General features: G+C 48.4%; 16 protein-coding genes and 1 pseudogene. 13 read left to right on the forward strand and 4 right to left on the reverse strand.

Annotated elements, in window-relative coordinates; translation table 11 throughout:
• Window positions 1–39 precede the first annotated feature (39 nt).
• From KJS69_RS26585 to KJS69_RS26610, 6 genes are all read left to right on the forward strand, one after another.
• Window positions 40–1,062: a response regulator transcription factor gene (locus KJS69_RS26585; RefSeq protein ID WP_213586841.1), complete on the forward strand. Its 1,023-nt coding sequence runs from the start codon at window positions 40–42 to the stop codon at window positions 1,060–1,062.
• On the forward strand, window positions 1,059–2,891 hold the full coding sequence (locus KJS69_RS26590) for a sensor histidine kinase (protein WP_213586842.1): 1,833 nt from the start codon (window positions 1,059–1,061) through the stop codon (window positions 2,889–2,891). The genes KJS69_RS26585 and KJS69_RS26590 overlap by 4 nt, the downstream gene beginning before the upstream one ends.
• Window positions 2,892–3,006: 115 nt before the next feature.
• A complete protein-coding gene (locus KJS69_RS26595) occupies window positions 3,007–5,130 on the forward strand; it encodes a glycoside hydrolase family 31 protein (RefSeq protein WP_213586843.1) in 2,124 nt (707 codons plus the stop codon).
• Between the two features lie 31 nt (window positions 5,131–5,161).
• Window positions 5,162–6,109 (forward strand): aldo/keto reductase family protein, encoded by a 948-nt coding sequence (locus KJS69_RS26600; RefSeq protein WP_213586844.1) that lies wholly within the window; start codon window positions 5,162–5,164, stop codon window positions 6,107–6,109.
• A gap of 1,038 nt (window positions 6,110–7,147) precedes the next feature.
• Window positions 7,148–8,881, forward strand: a complete 1,734-nt coding sequence (locus tag KJS69_RS26605; RefSeq protein ID WP_213586845.1) for a methyl-accepting chemotaxis protein — start codon at window positions 7,148–7,150, stop codon at window positions 8,879–8,881.
• Between the two features lie 565 nt (window positions 8,882–9,446).
• A complete protein-coding gene (locus tag KJS69_RS26610) occupies window positions 9,447–9,698 on the forward strand; it encodes a hypothetical protein (RefSeq protein ID WP_213586846.1) in 252 nt (83 codons plus the stop codon).
• Between the two features lie 246 nt (window positions 9,699–9,944).
• Here the strand turns inward: KJS69_RS26610 and KJS69_RS26615 are convergent, their stop codons facing one another.
• Window positions 9,945–10,592 carry a metal-dependent hydrolase gene (locus tag KJS69_RS26615; protein WP_213586847.1) on the reverse strand — a complete coding sequence of 216 codons (648 nt, stop codon included), beginning with the start codon at window positions 10,590–10,592 and terminating at the stop codon, window positions 9,945–9,947.
• A 429-nt stretch (window positions 10,593–11,021) separates the two neighbouring features.
• Window positions 11,022–11,864 carry a stalk domain-containing protein gene (locus KJS69_RS26620; protein WP_213586848.1) on the reverse strand — a complete coding sequence of 281 codons (843 nt, stop codon included), beginning with the start codon at window positions 11,862–11,864 and terminating at the stop codon, window positions 11,022–11,024.
• A 265-nt stretch (window positions 11,865–12,129) separates the two neighbouring features.
• Between KJS69_RS26620 and KJS69_RS26625 the strand changes: the two genes are divergently transcribed.
• Window positions 12,130–12,597, forward strand: coding sequence for a hypothetical protein (locus tag KJS69_RS26625; protein WP_213586849.1), 468 nt, complete (start codon window positions 12,130–12,132; stop codon window positions 12,595–12,597).
• 91 nt (window positions 12,598–12,688) lie between these two features.
• On the opposite strand, the pseudogene KJS69_RS26630 reads toward KJS69_RS26625, so the two are convergent.
• Window positions 12,689–12,880 (reverse strand): annotated as a pseudogene (locus KJS69_RS26630) (helix-turn-helix domain-containing protein); the annotation flags it as partial.
• A 189-nt stretch (window positions 12,881–13,069) separates the two neighbouring features.
• On the opposite strand from KJS69_RS26630, the gene galU reads away from it, so the two are divergent.
• From galU to KJS69_RS26645, 3 genes are read left to right on the forward strand one after another with little or no spacing between them, the layout of a single operon-like run.
• Entirely contained in the window at window positions 13,070–13,975 is a 906-nt protein-coding gene (gene galU / locus KJS69_RS26635) for a UTP--glucose-1-phosphate uridylyltransferase GalU (RefSeq protein WP_213586851.1), read from the forward strand.
• Window positions 13,976–13,982: 7 nt separating this feature from the next.
• On the forward strand, window positions 13,983–14,621 hold the full coding sequence (locus tag KJS69_RS26640) for a sugar transferase (RefSeq protein WP_213586852.1): 639 nt from the start codon (window positions 13,983–13,985) through the stop codon (window positions 14,619–14,621).
• Between the two features lie 22 nt (window positions 14,622–14,643).
• Complete coding sequence (locus KJS69_RS26645; protein ID WP_213586853.1) at window positions 14,644–15,639, forward strand: UDP-glucuronic acid decarboxylase family protein; 996 nt, start codon at window positions 14,644–14,646, stop codon at window positions 15,637–15,639.
• Here KJS69_RS26645 and KJS69_RS26650 read toward each other — a convergent pair.
• Entirely contained in the window at window positions 15,615–16,973 is a 1,359-nt protein-coding gene (locus KJS69_RS26650; RefSeq protein ID WP_213586854.1) for a hypothetical protein, read from the reverse strand. The two genes, KJS69_RS26645 and KJS69_RS26650, sit on opposite strands and share 25 nt — an antisense overlap.
• Before the next feature lie 484 nt (window positions 16,974–17,457).
• On the opposite strand from KJS69_RS26650, the gene KJS69_RS26655 reads away from it, so the two are divergent.
• Genes KJS69_RS26655 through KJS69_RS26665 form a run of 3 tightly spaced genes read left to right on the forward strand, consistent with a single transcriptional unit; the run spans window position 17,458 to window position 20,251 of the window.
• Window positions 17,458–18,879, forward strand: a complete 1,422-nt coding sequence (locus KJS69_RS26655) for a UDP-glucose dehydrogenase family protein (RefSeq protein ID WP_213586855.1) — start codon at window positions 17,458–17,460, stop codon at window positions 18,877–18,879.
• 33 nt (window positions 18,880–18,912) lie between these two features.
• The gene (locus KJS69_RS26660) at window positions 18,913–19,638 is read left to right on the forward strand and encodes a YveK family protein (protein ID WP_213586856.1); all 726 of its coding nucleotides are present in this window, start codon (window positions 18,913–18,915) and stop codon (window positions 19,636–19,638) included.
• The gene (locus tag KJS69_RS26665) at window positions 19,622–20,251 is read left to right on the forward strand and encodes a CpsD/CapB family tyrosine-protein kinase (RefSeq protein ID WP_213586857.1); all 630 of its coding nucleotides are present in this window, start codon (window positions 19,622–19,624) and stop codon (window positions 20,249–20,251) included. The genes KJS69_RS26660 and KJS69_RS26665 overlap by 17 nt, the downstream gene beginning before the upstream one ends.
• The last annotated feature ends 21 nt before the right edge of the window (window positions 20,252–20,272 follow it).

Raw genomic sequence — 20,272 nt, forward strand, 5'->3', positions numbered from 1 at the left:
TTTTTTCCATCCACGGACCGATAAAGGAGTGACTCCCCTATGCATTTGCTTATTGTTGACGACGAGCCCATTATCCGCAAAGGGCTGGTCAAGATGGCAGAGCAATATCCTCTTCCTCTTGCCGGCATTCATACGGCTAACAACGGTGTTCACGCTTTGGAGCTTGTAGGCGAATATGAGCCGGATATCATCTTTACCGATATTCGAATGCCTAAGATGGATGGGCTAGAATTATGCCGGCATATTTATGAGCAATATGACCATATTCAAACGGTAGTCATTTCCGGTTACGGCGATTTTGCCTATGCCCAGCAATGTTTGTCCTATGGGGTCAAAAACTATTTGCTGAAGCCGGTTACACGGCAGGACGTTCATGAAATTCTGGATAAGCTGGTAAAGAAACCAGCCAAAGGCTATGTTCCCGTCTCCAAATATGTAGATTGGATAGATCAGGCGGAGGAATGCGTCTGGTCGTTACAGAAGGAAAAGCTGGAACGGTTGATTAAAGAATGGAGAGATTATTGCTTCTCATCGAGAATGAATACCGTTCAATGCGACGAGCTGCTGCAGGATTGCCTGGACATGCTCGCTAGACGTCTGCACGCGAGAGACTCCTCCTTGACTTTGAACCTGCCGAAAGGCGTTGGGGCGCGCACGAAGGAGGAGGCCTTTGGACATTTGGAACAACAGCTGGAATCCATTATGAATGAATTGGTATTGAAAAGAAACGGCAATTTCAAAGATCCGTTGGAGGAAGCCAAGATTTATATAGATCTTCATTTATCGGAAGAAATATCGCTGGAGGAAGTGGCGGAGAAAGCCGGATTTACGCCCAATTATTTTAGCTCCTTGTTCAAAAAGATGACGAACGAAACGTTCGTGCAGTACCGCATCAAAAAGAGGATGGAGAAAGCGAAGCAGCTGCTGGCTGTGCCGCATTTTCGGATTGTCGATGTAGCGGCGGAGGTCGGCTATGAAGACTATCCTCATTTTACAAAAATGTTCAAGAAGGTGACCGGCCACTCCCCTTCCGAGTATCGGGCCATGCTGGGAATTAAATGATTAAGGGAAGTCTGTACCGCAAGCTTCTTTTTTATTTTCTTATCGTGATCGTGGTGACGCTGGCTTCTGTAGGCATCTCGACTTACAGTAAATCCTCCAAAGAGCTGGACACTCAAATTAGGCGTCATATGTCGCAAATTATTAATAATGCCATTAACCATACCGATTTATATTTAAAATCCTATGAGCGTTCTATCATAGCCCTTCTAACAAACCGGGATGTCAAGAAGTTCGTAGATTTGCCAAGCCGTCCAGAAAGCTATGATTATTATAATTATCGAAAGCTTATTAAGGAAGTCGGGCTGCAGCCGATTCTGATCCGTTATCCGGAGATTCTGTCGATCTATATTATTAGCTTTGAGGGGAATGCTGTCTATGATTATAACGGGATACCGGACGAGACTTTTACTTCCGCCGAAATAGAAGAGCATCTCAACCAATTATTGGAATATACCAAACCGGATGGCAGCTTATCGATCATGAACAGCAGTATTTTCCCCGCTTATGATCGACAGGTCGTTCGCCTGGCCCGCCAGATCAAAGGGTATTCCTCACCGGAGTATAAAGGAATTCTTGCGATTGAAATTAAATCGGTCGAGCTGTCCACCTTATGGAACGGGGTAGATTTGGGAGAGGATGGCTACTTTTTTATCGTCGATAAAAAGGGAAGGATCGTCTATCATCCGGATAGCGAGCGGATTCTTACCGAAGTAACAGGGCCGCTGAAGGACAACATTTTTTCGTCTGATGAGAAAATGTTTACGGCGGAGGAGGATGGCCGGGAGCGGATGTTCATGAGCCGCAAATCGGATTATTCCGGCTGGAATCTGGTCGTCTCCATGCCTCTGGATGAGATTAAGAAGCCGGTATCCAGTATCAGGATGACGACGATCGTCGTCGGTCTGTTTACGTTGGGCTTTGCTTCTTTGCTGGCCTACCGCTTTGGCCTGTCCATCACCCGTCCGATTCAAGTGTTGAAGCGTGGTATGAGACAAACGGAAAAAGGAAACTGGGCGATGATTCCGCTGCCTGAGCAGAAGGATGAAATCACCGAGCTGATGGTTCGCTACAATTTGATGGTCAATCGGCTGTCTGAGCTGGTGGAGCAGGTTTATGAAGCGGAGCTGACGAATCAAGAGACCCAGATGGAGCGGCAGAAGGCTGAATTTCAATCGCTGCAGCTGCAAATCAATCCGCATTTTCTATACAACACGCTGGAGACCATTGTTTGTTATGCCGCCGTTCAAGAATCGGAGGAAATATCGGACATCGTCAAAGCGATGGCCTACATGCTCCGTTATTCGATTCAGACGAATCTGGAAGAAATAACGGTAGCGAATGAATTGAATCATGTTTTAAACTATATGATTATTTTAAGGCACCGGATTGAACGGGAGTTTGAGATTGACGTTCCCGTCCCTCCGAGGCTTCTGCTGAAAAAAATGGTTCGACTCACCCTTCAGCCTTTGGTGGAGAATGTGTTTCAGCATGCGTTTCCGGATGGAGTGGAGGAATATCACTGGATTCGGATCGATGCTGAGGAGACGGAGGACCATTTTCGAGTGATCGTTGAAGACAACGGTGCTGGGATCGCCTCCGAGGATTTGCTGGAGCTGCAGCGGAGGCTGCGGACAAACCGGCTGGCGGATGACGAAGACGATCCGCGCAAGGTGAAGGGCGGCATTGGTGTTCTCAATGTTCACCGGCGTATCCAGATGGTGTTCGGCGAGCAGTATGGCTTGCATATAGAGAGCGAGGAAGGCAGGGGGACGAAGATGATCATGATCATGCCCCTGCAGGGAGACAGTCTGAAGCCAAAGGAAAAATAATGGAGTCTATTTCCTGCCCGACGCAGGACAAGAAGGCGAAGGGGAACAGGGAAGAACAATAAATTGGTGACAATGGGAAGCAGCATGGACCCATTGGGGAGAGGAGAAGTAATGGATGGGCAACAGCAACAGTCATACTTCTGTGCATGCGGACTGGAAGGAGGTCGCACCGGGCGTATGGAAGCTTCGGACAGGAGCACCTTCCGAGGTTACACCGGCCTCAATCGTTAGTCCGGCAGCGAATGTCGAAGCGTTAACCCAAATGGGAGTCGGCAGCCTGCCCTTCCGTTTGGATGAGATTGGAGTCCGGGCGGATAAGGTTAGAACGGTTGTCACCCTTCCGCTTCAACGGGAAGAAAGGCTCTATGGGATGGGCTTGCAGTTTATGAGGATGAACCACCGCGGCCGCACCCGATTTTTAAGGGTAAACAGCGATCCCAAGCAGGATACCGGAGAAACTCATGCTCCCGTTCCTTGGTATGTATCCGACCTCGGGTATGGAGTGTTCGTCAATACGTCGCGTATTGCGACGTTCTATTGCGGATCGTCGGTCCGAACAGACAGCAATCTTCACCATGAGGCTAAAGATCGGAACCGGGATTCGAGCTGGAAGGCCACTCCGTTATCGGATACGGTGGAGGTTGTCGTGCCCGAGCCGGGAGTTGAATTATACGTCTTTGCCGGTCCCACTATGCTGGAGGCCGTTCGCCGCTATAATCTGTTCCACGGCGGAGGCTTCCTCCCGCCCAAATGGGGACTGGGCTTTTGGCACCGGGTTCCGAAGAGCTATACGGCGGATGAGGTGTTGGCCGAGGCGTTGGAATTCCGCAGCCGCGGAGTCCCGTGCGATGTCATTGGGCTGGAACCGGGCTGGCACAGCCGAAGCTATCCGGTGACATATGAATGGGATCGGGACAAATTCCCCGATCCGGAACGATTCGTTAGGGGAATGGAGGAACACGGCTTCCGTGTTAACCTGTGGGAGCATCCGTACGTCTCGCCGGATGCGGAGATATACGGACCGCTTAAGCCGCTGTCCGGCTCTCATACGGTGTGGCATGGGCTCGTGCCCGATTATACTTTGCCGGAGGCCCGGCAAATTTATACCGGCCAGCACCAAACGGAGCATGTCGACATAGGCGTGTCCGGCTACAAGCTGGATGAGTGCGATGGAAGCGAGCTGACCCGCAATTCGTGGATATTTCCGCAGCATGCGGAGTTTCCGTCCGGATGCGATGGCGAGCAGATGCGGCAGGTCTACGGGCTGTCCCTGCAGAAGATGACCGCCGATCTGTTCCGCTCCGCCGACCGGAGAACCTACGGGCTCGCGAGAGCTTCCAATGCGTGTGCGTCCACGCTGCCTTATGTGCTCTATTCCGATCTGTATGATCATCGTTCTTTTGTCAGAGCGATGTGCAATGCCAGCTTCAGCGGCCTGCTGTGGACTCCGGAAGTACGGAAAGCGGACAACGCGGAAGACTGGGTGCGCCGGATGCAGGTGGTCTGTTTGTCTCCCCTGGCTATGCTGAACGCTTGGGCGGATGGCACCAAGCCATGGTCCTTCGCTGAAGTGGAGCCGATCGTGACCAAGTATATCCGGCTGAGGATGCGATTGATTCCGTATTTATATTCGGCGTTCGCCCGGTACTATGAAGAAGGGATCCCGCCGGTTCGGGCCATGCCATTGGAAGAGGCGATGGCAGGCGGTCAGGAGAAGGATGGCTCGCGACTGGATTCCACCGAGTTCGCTTACGGATCTGCTGCAGAAAGCGAGCTGGATGACCAGTATATGTTCGGTGATTCCATGCTGGTGGCTCCCCTGTTCGCCGGACAACGAAGCCGCCGGATTTATTTGCCCGAAGGCGTCTGGTATGATTTCGACACCGGGGAGCGTCACGAAGGGGGATGTTACATAGAAGTCTCCCCCGGGCTGGAGATTATCCCCGTCTATGTGCGGGACGGTTCGATCCTCCCGCTGATGCCGGAGCTGTCACATGCTCCCGGCCCGGGAGAGCAGGTGCCTATCGAGCTGCATCACTATGGCACGGCATCCGGAGCTTGCCGGCTATATGACGATGACGGAGTAAGCTTTGCCTATGAACAAGGCGAGTATAGATGGAGAGAGGTAGCGCTGCGGGTAGATCAGGAGGGGCGGTCTGAAGCGTCTGTTTCGCCCGTTGAAGAAGGCTGGTCTTCGGCCTACAGCGACTTTACCTGGGTGTTCCATCATTTGGAATGAGCGACAAGGATGAATAAAGGAGGAATTGGCGATGCAGTACAGAAGACTGGGCAACAGCGGGTTGAAGGTGAGTGAAATTAGTCTGGGAAGCTGGCTCACTTACGGTGGATCGGTGGACGCGAGCAAGGCGGAAGCGGTCGTGGATCGGGCTTATGAGCTGGGCATCAACTTTTTTGACACGGCCAATGTCTATCACCAGGGAGCGGCGGAAAGCATTGTCGGCAAAGCTTTGTCCAAGTACCGGCGGGAATCGTATGTACTGGCGACGAAGGCGTTTTTTCCGATGGGAGAAGGGCCTAATGATCGGGGATTATCGCGTAAGCACATTATCGAGCAGTGTGAGGCGAGCCTGAAACGAATGGGCGTCGATTACATAGATTTGTATCAATGCCATCGCTTTGATCCGGAAACCCCGTTGGAGGAGACTTTGCGGGCGCTGGATGATTTGGTGACGCAAGGAAAGGTGCTCTATATCGGGGTTAGCCTGTGGAGTGCGGTTCAGTTGCTCGATGCGGTTCATCTCGCCAAAGAGCTTAATCTGGATCGGATTATATCGAACCAGCCGCAATACAGCATGCTTCTTCGTTCCATTGAGCAGGATGTCATTCCGGTCAGTGAGAGGGAAGGAATCGGGCAGGTGGTCTTCTCTCCATTGGCCCAAGGAGTGCTAACCGGCAAGTATAAGCCCGGGGCCCCGGCACCGGAAGGGTCTCGGGCGACCGATCCGAAATCGAACATGTTCATTAACCGGTTCATGCAGGAGGAGCAGCTTAGGAAAGTGGAGAAGTTGAAGCCGATTGCTGAACGCAACGGAGTCAGTCCGGCGCAGCTGGCGCTGGCCTGGATCTTGCGTCTGGATAACATCTCCAGCTGTATTATCGGGGCCTCACGGCCAGAGCAAGTGGAGGAAAATGCCAAAGCTTCCGGGGTGAAGCTTTCCTCGGAAGACCTGCAGGAAATCGAACAAATTTTGGAGTAGGAAGTAACGGAACTGTACAGCCGTATAATCAATATCCCTTTATTGAATAGCCCCCCCTCCCCCCCTTCTTCACGGATAAGCGTTTGGTTCACCGCAGCCAGCCTATCCGGGAGGACGGGGTCTTTTTTTTAACATTATTTATCAAAATTAAACCGTAAGAAGGAAAAAAAGGGGCCCGCTGTTTGTATCGTAAGAAAATCGCTTTTTTAAGAAGTTAGCTCTATGATTGGAATGTGATTCTGCTGCGATGTACCGGATGTGGCGACTGTAACGGAAGTCAGCGACCTTATTTCAATAATATGGGCAATATCGCCATCCTAACGGAACCCAGCACCGCTATTCGCCTATTTCGATGGCAATCCTTCGCGAATGGTAGGCAATAACGGCGTATAGTTCCGTTAGCTTCAAAAACGGCTGATTTCCGATTGAATAACGCCTCTCAGTTCCGTAAGCACTTTCCTTAGAAGGATTGCCGCTGGAAGGCTATAGTAAACGAATTCGTCGCAACGTCAAAAATGTTCATCCCCGATGGTGACCGACAGGTCATGCAGGTTTGTGGGGTATTTTACGGGGCTCCCCGCAAAGTACTGTATAAACCCCTATCGAAGCAAAGTTATGAAGAGCGATCGCGATTAGAGGAAAGTTAGACGCCGACTCCGTTGGAGTGTGGACGGAATACGCATCGAGGGAATCTGTCACTTGAGGGGTTATTTTTTTAATCCTTTAGCCGATAAAGGGGATAGGCAGACCTTCCGCGGGGGAAACTCCTTTCATTCCCCCGCGTAGTTCCTATATATTCGGCACTAAAGATTTCAAAGCTCATGAAGTGGAGAAAGAAAGATGCTTCCAGGGCGAGTTTTGGCTTTGTATTCCTACCACCCGAAGGCCCATCCAATAAATAAGGAATACAAAACAAGATGTTTGAAGCTTCGGAGGCACTTTCCTTCGGAACGGAATGATCGCTTTCTTTAGTGCCTCCTATATAGGTATATAGTATAAATTATATAATTATACAGAAGGAGAGGAATTTTTACGGCTATGGCTTTATTGAAGAAGAACCGATCCTATGAAATCAAACCGATAGCACCGTCCGATATCCCGGGGACGGATAAATTGCGGCAGAAGCTGTTCTACCTCCAGGTAACGGAGAATGACCTCCATCATATCCACAAGCTTCAATCTGTGATGGACAAGCACGCAGAGACGATTACCCGGCGGCATTATGAATTGTTGTTTCAAATCGACGAGATGAAGCATATTATCGACTGCCATAGTACTAAAGAAAGATTGACCCAAACCTTTATCGCGTATTTAAAATCGATTCCGCGAGTTGAAATGGACGATACTTACATTCAGAACAGAAAGAAAGTCGGGATCGTCCACAGCCGAATTCAACTCTCGCCGGAATGGTTTATCGGCGCATTTATGAGAATATATGAATACATGATTCCGAACATTATGGAGATGTATTCCAAGAGGCAAGAAGCGACGGAGATCCTGATCTCGTTACAGAAAATATTAACGCTGGATGCACTGATCGTTCTCGAGGCCTATCAAGAGGCTCATGAATTCAAATTTATCGAAACGAACAGTCAAATTATTGAACAAATTATTCAAATGGACAAGGTTCATCCCCTTCTGGAAGGAGTGGAAGCCACCATCCAGGAAGCGATGAGCGTAAGCGCCGCAGCCGAGGAATTATCCGCTTCTGTGGATGATGTGGCCAACCATGCCGTTCAAGTAGCGGAAAATACGGAAGATTTAATCACTCAAGCTCATAAGGGCCAGGAGATTATTAACGAGTCCCTGCAAGGCTTTCTCGGTATTGCCGGCCAATTTTCAGAAACCCGGGATCGTTTTACAGAATTGTTTCAGGCGATCGAAAATGTGACGAAAGTAACCCAGCTTATTCGGGATGTGGCCGATCAGACGAATTTGTTGGCCTTGAACGCTGCCATTGAAGCGGCCCGAGCGGGGGAGCAGGGCCTAGGCTTCGCAGTCGTTGCCGACGAAGTGCGTAAATTATCGGATCAGACGAAACAATCCGTAGAGAGCATCAGTGCAATGATCCAGGAGGTTCGCAAGAGTGCAATGGATGTCGGAGATCAGGCCGACCGGATGTCCGACGATATCGTTGAACGAGTGGAGCAGACTAAGCACGCTATACATAGCTTGGATGAAATTATGAATCAGGTCAGTCAAATCGGAACATCGACCGGCAACATAGCAGCCATTGTGGAGGAGCAGTCCGCGGCTACGCACGAAATTTCTTTCCGCATCAGTGAAGTACTTAAGCAGACGGAGCAAGTAAAGGAAAACGCCGTGGATACGGGGCAGGATATATACAAGGTCAGCCGAAAAGTGAACGAGCTGCGGCAGCAGTCTCTTAACTATTTCTCTCATATGAGCAATGGGCAATTAATTCGTGTCGTCAAGACCGATCACTTGCTGTGGAAATGGTGGGTTTACAATCGCTTGCTAGGCTATCATGAAATGGATACGGAGGCGGTGGCGGATTTCCATATATGCCGGCTGGGGAAATGGTACGATGAGAATCGCTCCCGATCTCAAGTGGCCTCCTTGCCATCTTTTGCAGCATTGGATCAACCTCATCAGCAAGTCCATTCGCTGGCCGCCACGGCTAATCGATGGATAGAGCAAGGGGATTATAAGGAAGCTATGCGTACGCTGGATTTGATCGGGAAAGCCTCCCAGGAGGTGGTAGGCTTGCTGGAAAATCTCCAGAAGGATCTGGAACGTCAGCACGTATAGCATAAATAGGATTGGCCGCCTATCGTTTAGGATGAGCGGACGGGAATCCTCCCCATTTCAATGGGACAGATGTAAGTCCGCTTTGCCCTTGTATCCTCCCTGCGGGGATACAAGGGCAAAAATACACCATATGTGAACCGCGAACTATGTAAGTGGTTTGAATAAAAACTCGTTTCTGGTAGACTATATGTATGACAAAAGGAGAATATTAAGCACGCTAGAACATGCGTTTATAACGTCAATTATCACATCGTGTGGTCGGTTAAGTATCGTAGAACTGTACAGGACAGAGCCTAACCTATTACGAACAAAAAGCAACCTTGCCAGAAAGAAAACAATACATCCCCGAGCTTAAAAACGTTCATTCCCAAGTCCTTCAACATGTTGTAGAGCGTCTGGACAAAGCGTACCAAGCTTTTTTTCGCCGCGTCAGAAACGGAGACAAAGCGGGCTTTCCGAGATTCAAGCCGGACAGTCGGTACCACTCCTTTCGAGGGAGCCATCAGAGGATGAATGACTAGATCACGGTAATTGTGGAACGAGATTGACGCGAAGGAGGGATTCTATGAAGAAGAAGGAGAGGCTGGAAAAAGCGGTTACGGATTCTCTTCTGGAGGGGGAGCTGAATAAGGGCGAGCCAGATAAAATGGCGGTCGAGCGGCTGCCTTCCAAATATGAAATCCGGCAAACCGTTAAGCTGGATCCGATTGTAGAAGAAACGACGGTTATTCGCACGATGGCTGAAGAGGTAGATGACCGGTATGACGAATATATGAAACGCAGTGAGCGGGGAACTCCATCGGATACAAACAAGTAGTGAGAGACGGAACGGTCACTGAGTAAGACGAAGCTGCAGCGACAGTCTGGCCTGATGGAGTTACGGACGCAGCAGCGAACAAACAGATTGAGAAATGCCCTGATTAGGACGCCATACTACGCAGTCAAATAGATACAGAGTGTAGACGACAGTCGGTCTCAATAAGCCAGCCTGCCAAGGACAAAGCAAGTCTCGGTCGGCTGGCCCTCCCTCTCCTTTCTCAATTCCCATCTGGTCCTCATAGCATTATCGCAAGGGAAGCCGAAAGGGCTTCTTATATAGCGGATACAGCCATTTTACACCGCTTGGAGTCAGCGTATCTGCCAGCAGATGGGACAAGTAGCTGATGGCGGATACGGCTGCCAATCCTTCAATTTCGACCTGGCGTTCCAATCCTGCGCCAATAGCCCACCATATCCAAACGGCCCATAGGGTATGGGTCATCCCTCTATGCTTTAACCAAGGTACCCAGGCGATAAATAAGCCTAGGCCGGACAACCAAGTCATGTTTAATTGCCAGCCCCCATAGATCAGGCCAGCGCCGATCAGGCTTAGCAGAAGATTCCGGATAACTCCTTGCCGCGAAATAAAGCCAACCAGAAACAGCGCTCCTGAAGCGGCGGTCCATTCCAAATAGTAAAGATGATGATAGAAATATAGGTAAGAGACGAGTATCAGAGATATAATTCCCAACCCGAGGAGGCCTTCCCGCAGCCATTTGGACACTTTATCAATTTTGCCGCTGAGAATGCTGTTACCATCCAAATCGGCGCTTAAAGCGGAGAAGGAGGCAGCCGCTACACAGAGGGCTCCTTCTTTAAAATCCATGTTGTAATACAGCCCGGCGAATACGCCGATGGCGGCACCGATGGCAAGATGAGTGGAACCTTTCATAAATCCTCCGAAGTCTATATATGTTGAACTAAAGAATAGGGTCATTCCGTTCCGAAGGAAAGTGCCTCCGAAGCTTCAAACATCTTGTTTTGTATTCCTTCTATATGGATGGGCCTTCGGATGGTAGGAATACAAAGCCAAAACTCGCCCTGGAAGCATCTTTCTTTCTCCACTTCATGACCTATTCAATCATTAGTTCAACTAATATAGCTGTTATGTAGTAGTCTGGAAACGTATGTTCGATTATTTATTATACAACGAGTTCTTGTATAACACAAATCACTATCCAATTGAAGTGCATTTCTACACCTTAAATCCTTACAAAACGCGCTCGTTCGCATAAGAAAGAACCTCCCATCCCACCTATAAAGGCGGGATGGGAGGTTCATTTTTACCCAAGGTGATCCTTGGGCCTCAGTAATTCCAGTATTACTCCGCTGCCGCATCGTCCAGCAAAATAATCGCTTGTGCGGGGCTTTGAGGAGGCAGGCTCATCGTCATGATCGGTCCGTAATAAGCTTTAATCTTGGCCCCCTCTTTAATTTGATCCGCGGTAGCGGGGTCGGCCAACGGTCCAGATCTTATGACCGTATCTTCTGCAATATGAAGGATGATACCGCTTGTCGGATCGTTCTCTTGCTCATCCATTTTAATGGATAAGCCATGATCGGTGGATTGAACCGATTGAACGATTCCCTCCACAAGACCAAGCTCATGGATGATTCGGACGGATTCCGCACGTGTTTGCGGAGGAAGGCTCCTCGTCATGGCCAGGCTATAAGCCGCTTCAATTTTCATCCCCGGTTTCAGCTCGGGCTTCTCCTGAGAATCATCAGACTCAGGACCCTTAATGGTCAGATCGGAAGGAACGATCAACCGGATGACCGGATACGGTGAATCTGCCCCGAGGGAAAGCACCTCGACCATTTGGTCTCCGTTGTTCCCTGTCTTTACGTCAAGGATAATGGCGGTTATCGTTTCAGTGATCGCCTCCTCTTGTCCGTTTTCAATTTCAATTCGGTATTCTTGCTCATTCCAATTTACGTTCATTCCGAGCGCTTCTCCCATATCTCGTACCGGTAAATAGGCAACTCCGTCTACCATCAGCGGAGTCAGGGGTGAATCGGGGGCTTGTCCGTTAATAGTTACTTTCATTTTGTTATTAAATAGTGCCTTGACTTCCGTCCAATCTGCGGATGAGGCGATGGCGGTCGTACTGATCAGCCCGATGGATACTGCGGCGATAGCGACCGATTTTAACATCTTCTTCATGCTTAAATCCTCCTGAATGTCATATGATGGAATTTCCTCTTCCACTTATGTAGACGGACGGGATAAACAGAATGTTGCAGTAAGTTGAAATAAAGGAGGAATGGAATCTAATGATCCCCATTTTTACATTGAATTTGATACGAAGCATCCGACAAAAATTAACTTGACTCGATACATTTTGTTTCATATCATTGTTTAATGATACTTTATGTAACTATATCTATATAGAGAAGGAACCAATAAAAGCGTGAAAGGATTGGGCCAGATGAAGCATATCATCCATTCCAAAGACCGGTTAACGGGACGAACGTTGCGCTTACCTCCAGAAGTTCCGTTGTCGGCTCGAATGTCGGTGGATCGGATTAACGATGTCGAGACGGTTAGCAGCAGCCGGACGGTTGATGTGAGGGGAATCGGTGTTGAGATTCTTATGTTCCGCACCACTCTCCGTCTTCCGGTGCAGAACCACTATGTTCTTGGATTTGAGCTCGGCTTTGAACAAATCTGTATCCACATTCAGGGCCAAATGCTATGGAGGGTCAAAGGTCGCGACAGTTATCTGTACGGAAGCCGGATTCTTCCCGAGCGGACGGAGGAGGCTTTGCTGCCGGATTTACTAAATAAGCTTGTTCTGTATCGCTCCCCGCTGCGTTTGCAAAGGGCCCGGCAATATGAACGGATGTCGGCCTCCATTATTCAGATGCCGCAGAATCACATTCATCTTCTAGCTTGACTCCGCCTGATTCACATCACGTAACGTCTTCTTCTTCAGGCAGATCAGGTATCGTTGTCCACTCCTGACAAGTACCGGTGTGAACCACTTTACGACCAATTAAATAATCGGTTGAAACTTGAAAAAAATCGGCCATTTTCTTTAAGGTCTCCACATCGGGCCTCCTGCGATTTTTCTCATAATGAGATAAGGAAGCCCGTGATATGTTAAGGTATTGTGCCATTTCCTCCTGAGTCATTCCTTTGTTCTCGCGTAATTTCGCTATCCGGCGTCCGTATTTCATCGACAACATTCCTTTCTTAGGGATAAAAGTGTAAAAAGCTTCTATTGACATGATACAGATTGTATACTAAATTTAGTTTAACATGATACATATTGTATCGGATTGGGCGTTTATTGACAATATTAAATTAGACTTCATTTACCCCTGCACTGAAATGATTGTTGTAGAAATCAAGGGAGGTTTTGAACAGTGAGTCATGTTAAAAAGGCGATCATTCCAGCGGCAGGCCTGGGCACACGCTTCTTGCCGGCAACCAAGGCGATTCCTAAAGAGATGCTGCCCATCGTGGATGTTCCGACGATCCAATATATTGTCGAGGAGGCGGTTCAGTCCGGCATTTATGATTTGATCATTGTTACAGGACGTAACAAGCATTCCATCGAAAATCATTTTGATTACAACCACGAGCTTGAGTTTAACCTGGAGGAGAACGACAAGGAAGAGCTGCTGCGGATTGTAAGGGATGTGTCTAATCTTATAGACATTCATTATGTCCGCCAGAAGGAGCCGCTCGGACTGGGTCATGCGATCTGGTCGGCCCGGAAGTTTATTGGCAATGAGCCCTTTGCCGTCTTGCTCGGAGATATGATCATTGACAGTGAGGTACCGTGTTTGAAACAGCTGATCGAGATCTATGATGGCAAGGAAGCTTCCGTCATCGCGCTTCAGCCTGTCCCCTGGAGCGAGGTGCATAATTACGGAGTAGCCGAAGGCACTTATCTTTCAAGCCGGCTATCGAGCATCGATCGGTTGGTCGAGAAGCCGCAGGTTAACGCTCCGTCCAATTATGCCATCGTAGGACGATATGTTCTGACTCCTCGCATATTCGACCTTATAAGAGGGGTAGCGCCTGGAAGCGGAGGAGAAATTCAGCTGACCGATGCGTTGCAGCAATTGATCCGCTACGAGCCTTTATTGGGTTATTTGTATGAAGGCCGATTATATGATGTGGGCAGCAAATTGGGATTTTTGAAGGCCAACGTCGAGTTTGCATTAAAGAGGGAAGAGCTGCATTCCGAATGGAGAGATTACTTGCAACAATTAATCGGAGATTTGGAGAGCGAATCCGTTGGCAAAATTCGAATAACAGGGTGATCGAAGCATGGAAGCGACCATAACAAAATCCAATTCGGAAGCATTGCCGATCGAGGAGGTCTCGAAACCGTGCGGGTTGTATTTTTCTATCGTCAAACCGTTTCTGGACGGGATGATAGGCTGGCTGCTGCTGCCGGTTGTCACTCCGCTTCTGCTTCTTCTTTGCCTGCTCATCAAGCTGGAATCGAAGGGACCCGCCCTATTCCGGCAAAAGAGAGTAGGAAAGGACGGCAAAGTGTTTACCATTTACAAGCTGAGAACGATGTATACGGAAGCCCCCCCAGAGGGAAGATCTCCGGAAAGTGCGGATGATCCAAGAATAACGAAGATGGGTAAATGGATTCGTAAAACAAGCCTGGATGAGCTTCCCCAGCTGTTGAATATTGTTCGGGGGGAGATGAGCTTTGTCGGTCCGAGACCCGAGCAGTTCTCTATCGTCCAGGAAGCTTACGGGGACAGGGAAAGGCTGAGGTTCTTGGTCAAGCCGGGAATAACCGGACTATGGCAAGTTAGCGAGGACCGCAAAGCGCCTATTCATCATAATCTGCACCACGATCTCACATACATTCAAAGGCTTTCCTGGGGCGCAGATGTCCAAATCTTAATCAGAACCGTAATGGTTGTGCTTAGAAGCAATACATTTTAGGCCTGAAAGGACGAAGGCAGTTATGGGAAAAACAGTTTTAATTACGGGAGCGGCAGGCTTCCTCGGGTCTCATTTGACGAAAGAACTTCTGAAGCAAGGACATCGTGTGATTGGGATAGACAATTTATCCTCAGGGAAGAAGAGCAATATCGAGCCGTTTCTGCCAAGCCCGGAATTTACGTTTTTCCGGCTTGATGTAAGCGACCGCCAAGTGCCGGAGTTGTATGCGTCCTTCGGGGAAGTTAGCGAGATTTATCATTTGGCTTCTCCCGCATCTCCTAAATTTTATCAGGCGAAGCCTATGGATACGATAGCGGTAAATACAACGGGAACCTATTATATGTTGGAGCTGGCCCTTCTTAACGGGGCGAAGCTGCTGTTTGCGAGCACAAGCGAGGCCTACGGGGACCCGACTGTCCATCCGCAGCCCGAAGAATACTGCGGCAATGTCAATACATGGGGGCCAAGGGCGTGCTATGACGAGAGTAAAAGGCTGGGCGAGGTGTATTGCTACGAATATTATAATCGCTATGGAACTGCGATTAAAGTGGCGCGCATCTTTAACACCTATTCTGCGGGCTTGCGCAATGATGATGGAAGAGTCATTTCCAACTTTATTACTCAGGCGCTTGCAGGAGAGCCCATTACAGTTTATGGAGACGGATCGCAGACCCGTTCCTTTTGTTATGTAGATGATAATATTCGCGGCCTCCAGCTAATGATGGAAAGAGACGAGGCTAACGGGCAAATCATCAATATCGGCAATACGGCCGAATATTCTATCCTTCAGGTGGCGGAGCTGGTGAAGCGGCTTACGGGTTCGGATAGTGTCATTACCTATCTTCCTCTTCCTTCGGATGATCCCAAGGTCCGCCGGCCCGTTATACAAAAAGCCAAGCGTCTGCTTGGCTGGGAGCCGCAAATTGATTTGGAAGAAGGATTGAGCAGAACGATATCCGTCTATAGAGAGAGGATGACTCTGGGGGAAGGGAGCTATCCGTCCGCTACAAACATGTAGGTTTCCTCTGGAATGAGTCCTGTAATCTTGTAGGAGTATACATTTTGCTTCAGCTCTATCGTTTTCCATAGTCCGCTCCATCGGTAGATGGATATGCGGGTGGCGTAATTTGGGAGTCCGGTGATCGTAAATTCCGTCCCGGGTGCATTAGTCCAATGCTTCCTGTTTTGCCAAACCCATATTTTTTTGAAGCCTCCCGAGAGAATGTAAACTCCCGTCAATTTCGGATCCAAATACTCGAAATAAGCTTCCGATGTCAGATTCGACACCATTCTCAATACTCTGGCTCTTGCCGTCAAATCCGTCGTGCCGCCTACTCTTCCTGAATATAGTCCGTACCATGGGTCTTGTTCGGGAGTGAGAGCCAGCGAGAAAGGCATAGCGAATTCGGTAGCTGGCGAATGACCATCATTTTTGACAACTCCAAGGGAATCCCAGATGGCCGTTAAAAAATAATTAGCCAGTACTTCAGGGGGTAAAGCTCCTTGCTCAGGGGAAGCGGGATTCCGGTCCTTGACATTGAACTCGGTAGAATAAAAGGAAATGTCCCTTGTAATTCCCGACTGTTTCTTCACCTGATCAAACGCATATTGGACCGAGCTGGTATAGGTTCCGCTGATAGGGGTATATTGCAAATCGAAATAGGTGTGGAGATCGAGCCCGTCCAGTTTTCCCGAGTTAAGCAGCGGGGCTATAGCGGGGCCATACCCTTTTAACGTCCAGTCCTTGAATGCGTTCTGAGCGCTGAAACCGCCGGGGATCACCTTGAGGGATTTATCTACGGAATGAATGCCGTCGGCGAATCCTTCCAATGCTTGGCTGTAAGCCTGCCGATCAATAGTGGACTCCACATCCGGCTCGTTGAATGCGGAATAGACCGTTATTCCCCAGTTTCGCACATGATAGATTTGGGACCAGGTTCCACCCGGCCTGAAGCGTTCGGCGAATTGCTGCCCGATGCTAAACCATTTATTGTAATCTCCAATGGGAATCCCTTTGGATTCGTAATTTCCGTAGTACTCGAATAACAGCATCGGTGTAATGTTATGCTCGAACATTTGCGCTACCAGCCCGTCAATAGTCTGTGGGGTAGGCTTACCGTCTTTGTAATACCAGTCCGGATAAAGATTGAGTCGCCCCCAACCCAAATTCAAATCCTCGAGCCAAGAGATTTTTTCTTTGCTTGATGTATCGCCATTGGTAAAGTTGCCCGAACCTAGCAAGGAAGGGATGTCTTTATTTTTTTGAATAGGGGATTTAGGACCTTCGGAATATAGGCATAGCAGTAAGATAAGCAGAGTTACTATCGTTATTTTATATACGGAATCGCTCATATTTCATCTCCTTTCGAGTCTGGAAATGTGGTGAGTAAGAAATAGACCTGGAAAGAGTGGAAGGCGATGCTTTAAGCTTGCTTTCAACTTTCAGTGATTTGGTTGTCCATAAAAAATTCACCAGCATTTCTAGCGCTTTTATATTACAAAATATGACCATTGCGACTCTTTTGATTGGACGTTAAATCTATCATCTAAAAAGAGTTGGATAAATAAATTTTTTTATTTGACGATGCTCTCTTTTTAGTATAGATTAATATCCATACTGATACAATATGTATCAATACTTTTGTTATTGTTCCATTTTGTATCTAAGGTAATGTCTCCTGCACCTATATTACTGGAGGCACTCGATCATACTGTGGGCTTGTTAGAGCCTTAGACGTTTATCGTCAGGGGTATGGTGTGAGGGGAGGTTAAATGCCTTTATTCATTTAATGCTAAATTGCCATATCTAATTTCAATTATGTATCGGAGGAAATTTATGAATATTGCTTGCATTGGAGCAGGTTATATAGGAAGCGTAACAGGAGCGTCCTTATCCATGATGGGTCATCGCTGCACGATTATCGATATTGATCCGGCTAAGGTGGATGCCATTAACGCGGGACAGAGTCCGATCTATGAACCGGGCTTGCAGTCCTTAATTCAGGAGCAGGCCGGTTCGCGTTTATTTGCTTCTACCAGCTATCAGTCTGTCTATGAGGCGGATGTAGTTTTCATTGGTGTAGGAACTCCGTCACTTGAGGACGGTAGCGCGGATTTATCCTTTATTAGAACAGCAACGGCCCGCGTTGCGAATCACCTGAACCCCGATCATTTTACGGTCATCGTCATTAAATCGACGGTTCCCGTCGGAACCTCGGAAGAGGTGACCTCGATACTGGAGCAGATTTCCGGGCTTGAGTCGGGAGAGCATTTCGCTGTCGCCAGCAATCCGGAGTTTCTGCGAGAGGGACACGCGCTAGAAGATGTGTTTTTTCCCGATCGAATAGTGGTTGGAGCATTGGATGATCGCGCCAAAGAAATGCTAAGGGAGCTGTATGCGGAATTTATGCGGCCGGATATTCTCGAAACGATTTCGTTACGTTTGGGCATCAGGGAGGGTCAGGTGATGGCCCCGCCTGTTTATTTCGAGACGGATCTGCGCAGTGCGGAAATGATCAAATATGCTTCGAATGCTTTTTTGGCCGTCAAAATCAGTTACATTAACGAGATCGCGAGAATGTGTGAAGCGGTGGAGGCGAATGTCCTGGAGGTAGCTTATGGGATGGGGCTGGATTCGCGAATCGGGAACCAGTTTCTGCAAGTGTCCAGCGGCTGGAGCGGAAGCTGTTTCCCGAAAGACACCGCCGAATTGTTAATCGCCAGTCAAAAGCACGGGCAAGAGCTAAGCATTGTCAAAGCGGCAATCGAATCGAATTACCGGATGCATCTATATATCGTCGATAAGGTTCTTGACAAACTGGGTTCACTGCACAATAGAAGGATAGGCATACTGGGTCTCACCTTTAAGCCTGATACGGATGATACGCGTCATACTCAAGCGGCCGTATTGATCAGAAGATTTATCGAATGCGGGGCAAGTCTTCAAGTCCATGATCCAAAAGGAATGGAAAATTTTTGCCAAACCAATGGGGAGCTTCCTGTCACTTACTGCCATAGTGGAGAACTGGTAGCCGAACAGGCGGACGCCATCGTTCTCGTCACACATTGGCTTGAATATAAGGATCTCGACTGGGGACATATGCATAAAAGAATGAAGAATCCCTATGTTTTAGACACTAGGAACTTCTTGGATTCCGTTGAAATTCGCAAGCTGGGCTTTAATTATGAAGGACTTGGATGGATTGCCGATAAAGGTGAACAAGACGCTTCCCGCCCGACGCTGTCTCATGTAGTGTAGACAGCCGTAAATTTGTAAATGGGGAGGTTCCATATGGAATTAATGGATTACATCCGTATGATCCGTAAGCGGCTCGTGTGGATTATCTCATTTGTAGCTTTAACAACAGTCACGGCGGTCTGGGTTAGTTATTTCGTGCTTCCCCCGATTTATGAAGCTTCGGTGAAAGTGATTGTGGGCAGCTCAGAGAAGCAAAATTATGATGCCGTCAGTGCGGGTTTGCTGCTGAACAATACTTATAAAGAGCTGATGAAATCACCGACAGTATTAAATCAAATCGTAGTTAAACATCCCGAGTTGGATGTAGATATTGAAAAGCTGGAGAAGAAGTTAAAAGTTTCTTCCGCTAAAGATTCACAAATGATCACGATCAGCTTGGAGGACAATTCTTACGATAAAGCGAATCAGATCGTGCATGCTGTAGCGGAATCATTCGAATCCCAGGCGCTACAAATAATGAAAGTGGAAGAAGTAATGATTTTACCGGATATTAAGGTCAACCGGGAAATTAAGCCGACTTCCAAGCGGATGATCAATGTTTTGCTTGCTTTTACCGTTGCGGTCATTTTGTCTACAGGTTGGGCAGTAGGCGTAGAAATTTCGGATCGAACGGTACGATATGCCGATGTTCTTGAAAAGGAACTGGGACTCAAAAAACTGGGTGAAATCTCAAAAATAGAGAAGAAGGACTTTAAAAGAGTGCAAGCTCAAACGAAGTTGAGACAGGTAGGTGAAGCATCTTATGGCCACCTTAGCTAATCGCGCATTAATCGCTCATGTTAACCCTCAATCCAAAGCGGCCGAGGATTTCAAATTTCTTCGCACGCGAATTGACTATTCTCTTTCTAAACAGAGCAATCCGGTACTGCTGGTTACATCCGCGAAGAAAGGGGAAGGAAAAACGTATGTTGCCGCCAATTTGGCCGTCTCGTTTGCTCAATCGGGCAGGAAGGTTTTATTGATTGACGCCAACTTGGCGGAGCCCGATCTGCATCACTGGTTCGCCAAGTCAAATGAACTCGGATTGGCAGAAGTACTCTCAGGAAGCTGCGATCCGCAGGAAGGACTGCATAATACAATGCAGGATAACTTAACACTGTTCTGCGCCGGCACGGCATTCAAGCATGCTTCAGATTTGTTGATATCCGGACAGATAGGAGGGCTGCTGGAGAAGCTTAAGGAACAGTACGATGTTATCGTAATTGATTCCCCGGCGGCAGGACAATCGGCCGATAGTCTCTACCTGGCCGCCCAAAGCAGCGGAACCTTGCTCGTCGTGAAAGGCGGATCGGTAAAACCGGACGAAATTCGCCAGCTAATGAAAGATTTTGAGCATGTTCACGGCCAATTAATCGGCTATGTCTTTCATTAGTTTGGGTAGACGGGAGTAATC

Origin of the sequence: Paenibacillus sp. J2TS4, assembly GCF_018403245.1 — a bacterium.
Taxonomy (GTDB): Bacteria; Bacillota; Bacilli; order Paenibacillales; family NBRC-103111; genus Paenibacillus_L.

Bases quoted from the DNA above. Each gene is read 5' to 3' on its own strand.
- KJS69_RS26585 (WP_213586841.1), top strand. From the start codon at position 40: ATGCATTTGCTTATTGTTGACGACGAGCCCATTATCCGCAAAGGGCTG.
- KJS69_RS26590 (WP_213586842.1), top strand. From the start codon at position 1,059: ATGATTAAGGGAAGTCTGTACCGCAAGCTTCTTTTTTATTTTCTTATC.
- KJS69_RS26595 (WP_213586843.1), top strand. From the start codon at position 3,007: ATGGGCAACAGCAACAGTCATACTTCTGTGCATGCGGACTGGAAGGAG.
- KJS69_RS26600 (WP_213586844.1), top strand. From the start codon at position 5,162: ATGCAGTACAGAAGACTGGGCAACAGCGGGTTGAAGGTGAGTGAAATT.
- KJS69_RS26605 (WP_213586845.1), top strand. From the start codon at position 7,148: ATGGCTTTATTGAAGAAGAACCGATCCTATGAAATCAAACCGATAGCA.
- KJS69_RS26610 (WP_213586846.1), top strand. From the start codon at position 9,447: ATGAAGAAGAAGGAGAGGCTGGAAAAAGCGGTTACGGATTCTCTTCTG.
- KJS69_RS26615 (WP_213586847.1), bottom strand. From the start codon at position 10,592: ATGAAAGGTTCCACTCATCTTGCCATCGGTGCCGCCATCGGCGTATTC.
- KJS69_RS26620 (WP_213586848.1), bottom strand. From the start codon at position 11,864: ATGAAGAAGATGTTAAAATCGGTCGCTATCGCCGCAGTATCCATCGGG.
- KJS69_RS26625 (WP_213586849.1), top strand. From the start codon at position 12,130: ATGAAGCATATCATCCATTCCAAAGACCGGTTAACGGGACGAACGTTG.
- KJS69_RS26640 (WP_213586852.1), top strand. From the start codon at position 13,983: ATGGAAGCGACCATAACAAAATCCAATTCGGAAGCATTGCCGATCGAG.
- KJS69_RS26645 (WP_213586853.1), top strand. From the start codon at position 14,644: ATGGGAAAAACAGTTTTAATTACGGGAGCGGCAGGCTTCCTCGGGTCT.
- KJS69_RS26650 (WP_213586854.1), bottom strand. From the start codon at position 16,973: ATGAGCGATTCCGTATATAAAATAACGATAGTAACTCTGCTTATCTTA.
- KJS69_RS26655 (WP_213586855.1), top strand. From the start codon at position 17,458: ATGAATATTGCTTGCATTGGAGCAGGTTATATAGGAAGCGTAACAGGA.
- KJS69_RS26660 (WP_213586856.1), top strand. From the start codon at position 18,913: ATGGAATTAATGGATTACATCCGTATGATCCGTAAGCGGCTCGTGTGG.
- KJS69_RS26665 (WP_213586857.1), top strand. From the start codon at position 19,622: ATGGCCACCTTAGCTAATCGCGCATTAATCGCTCATGTTAACCCTCAA.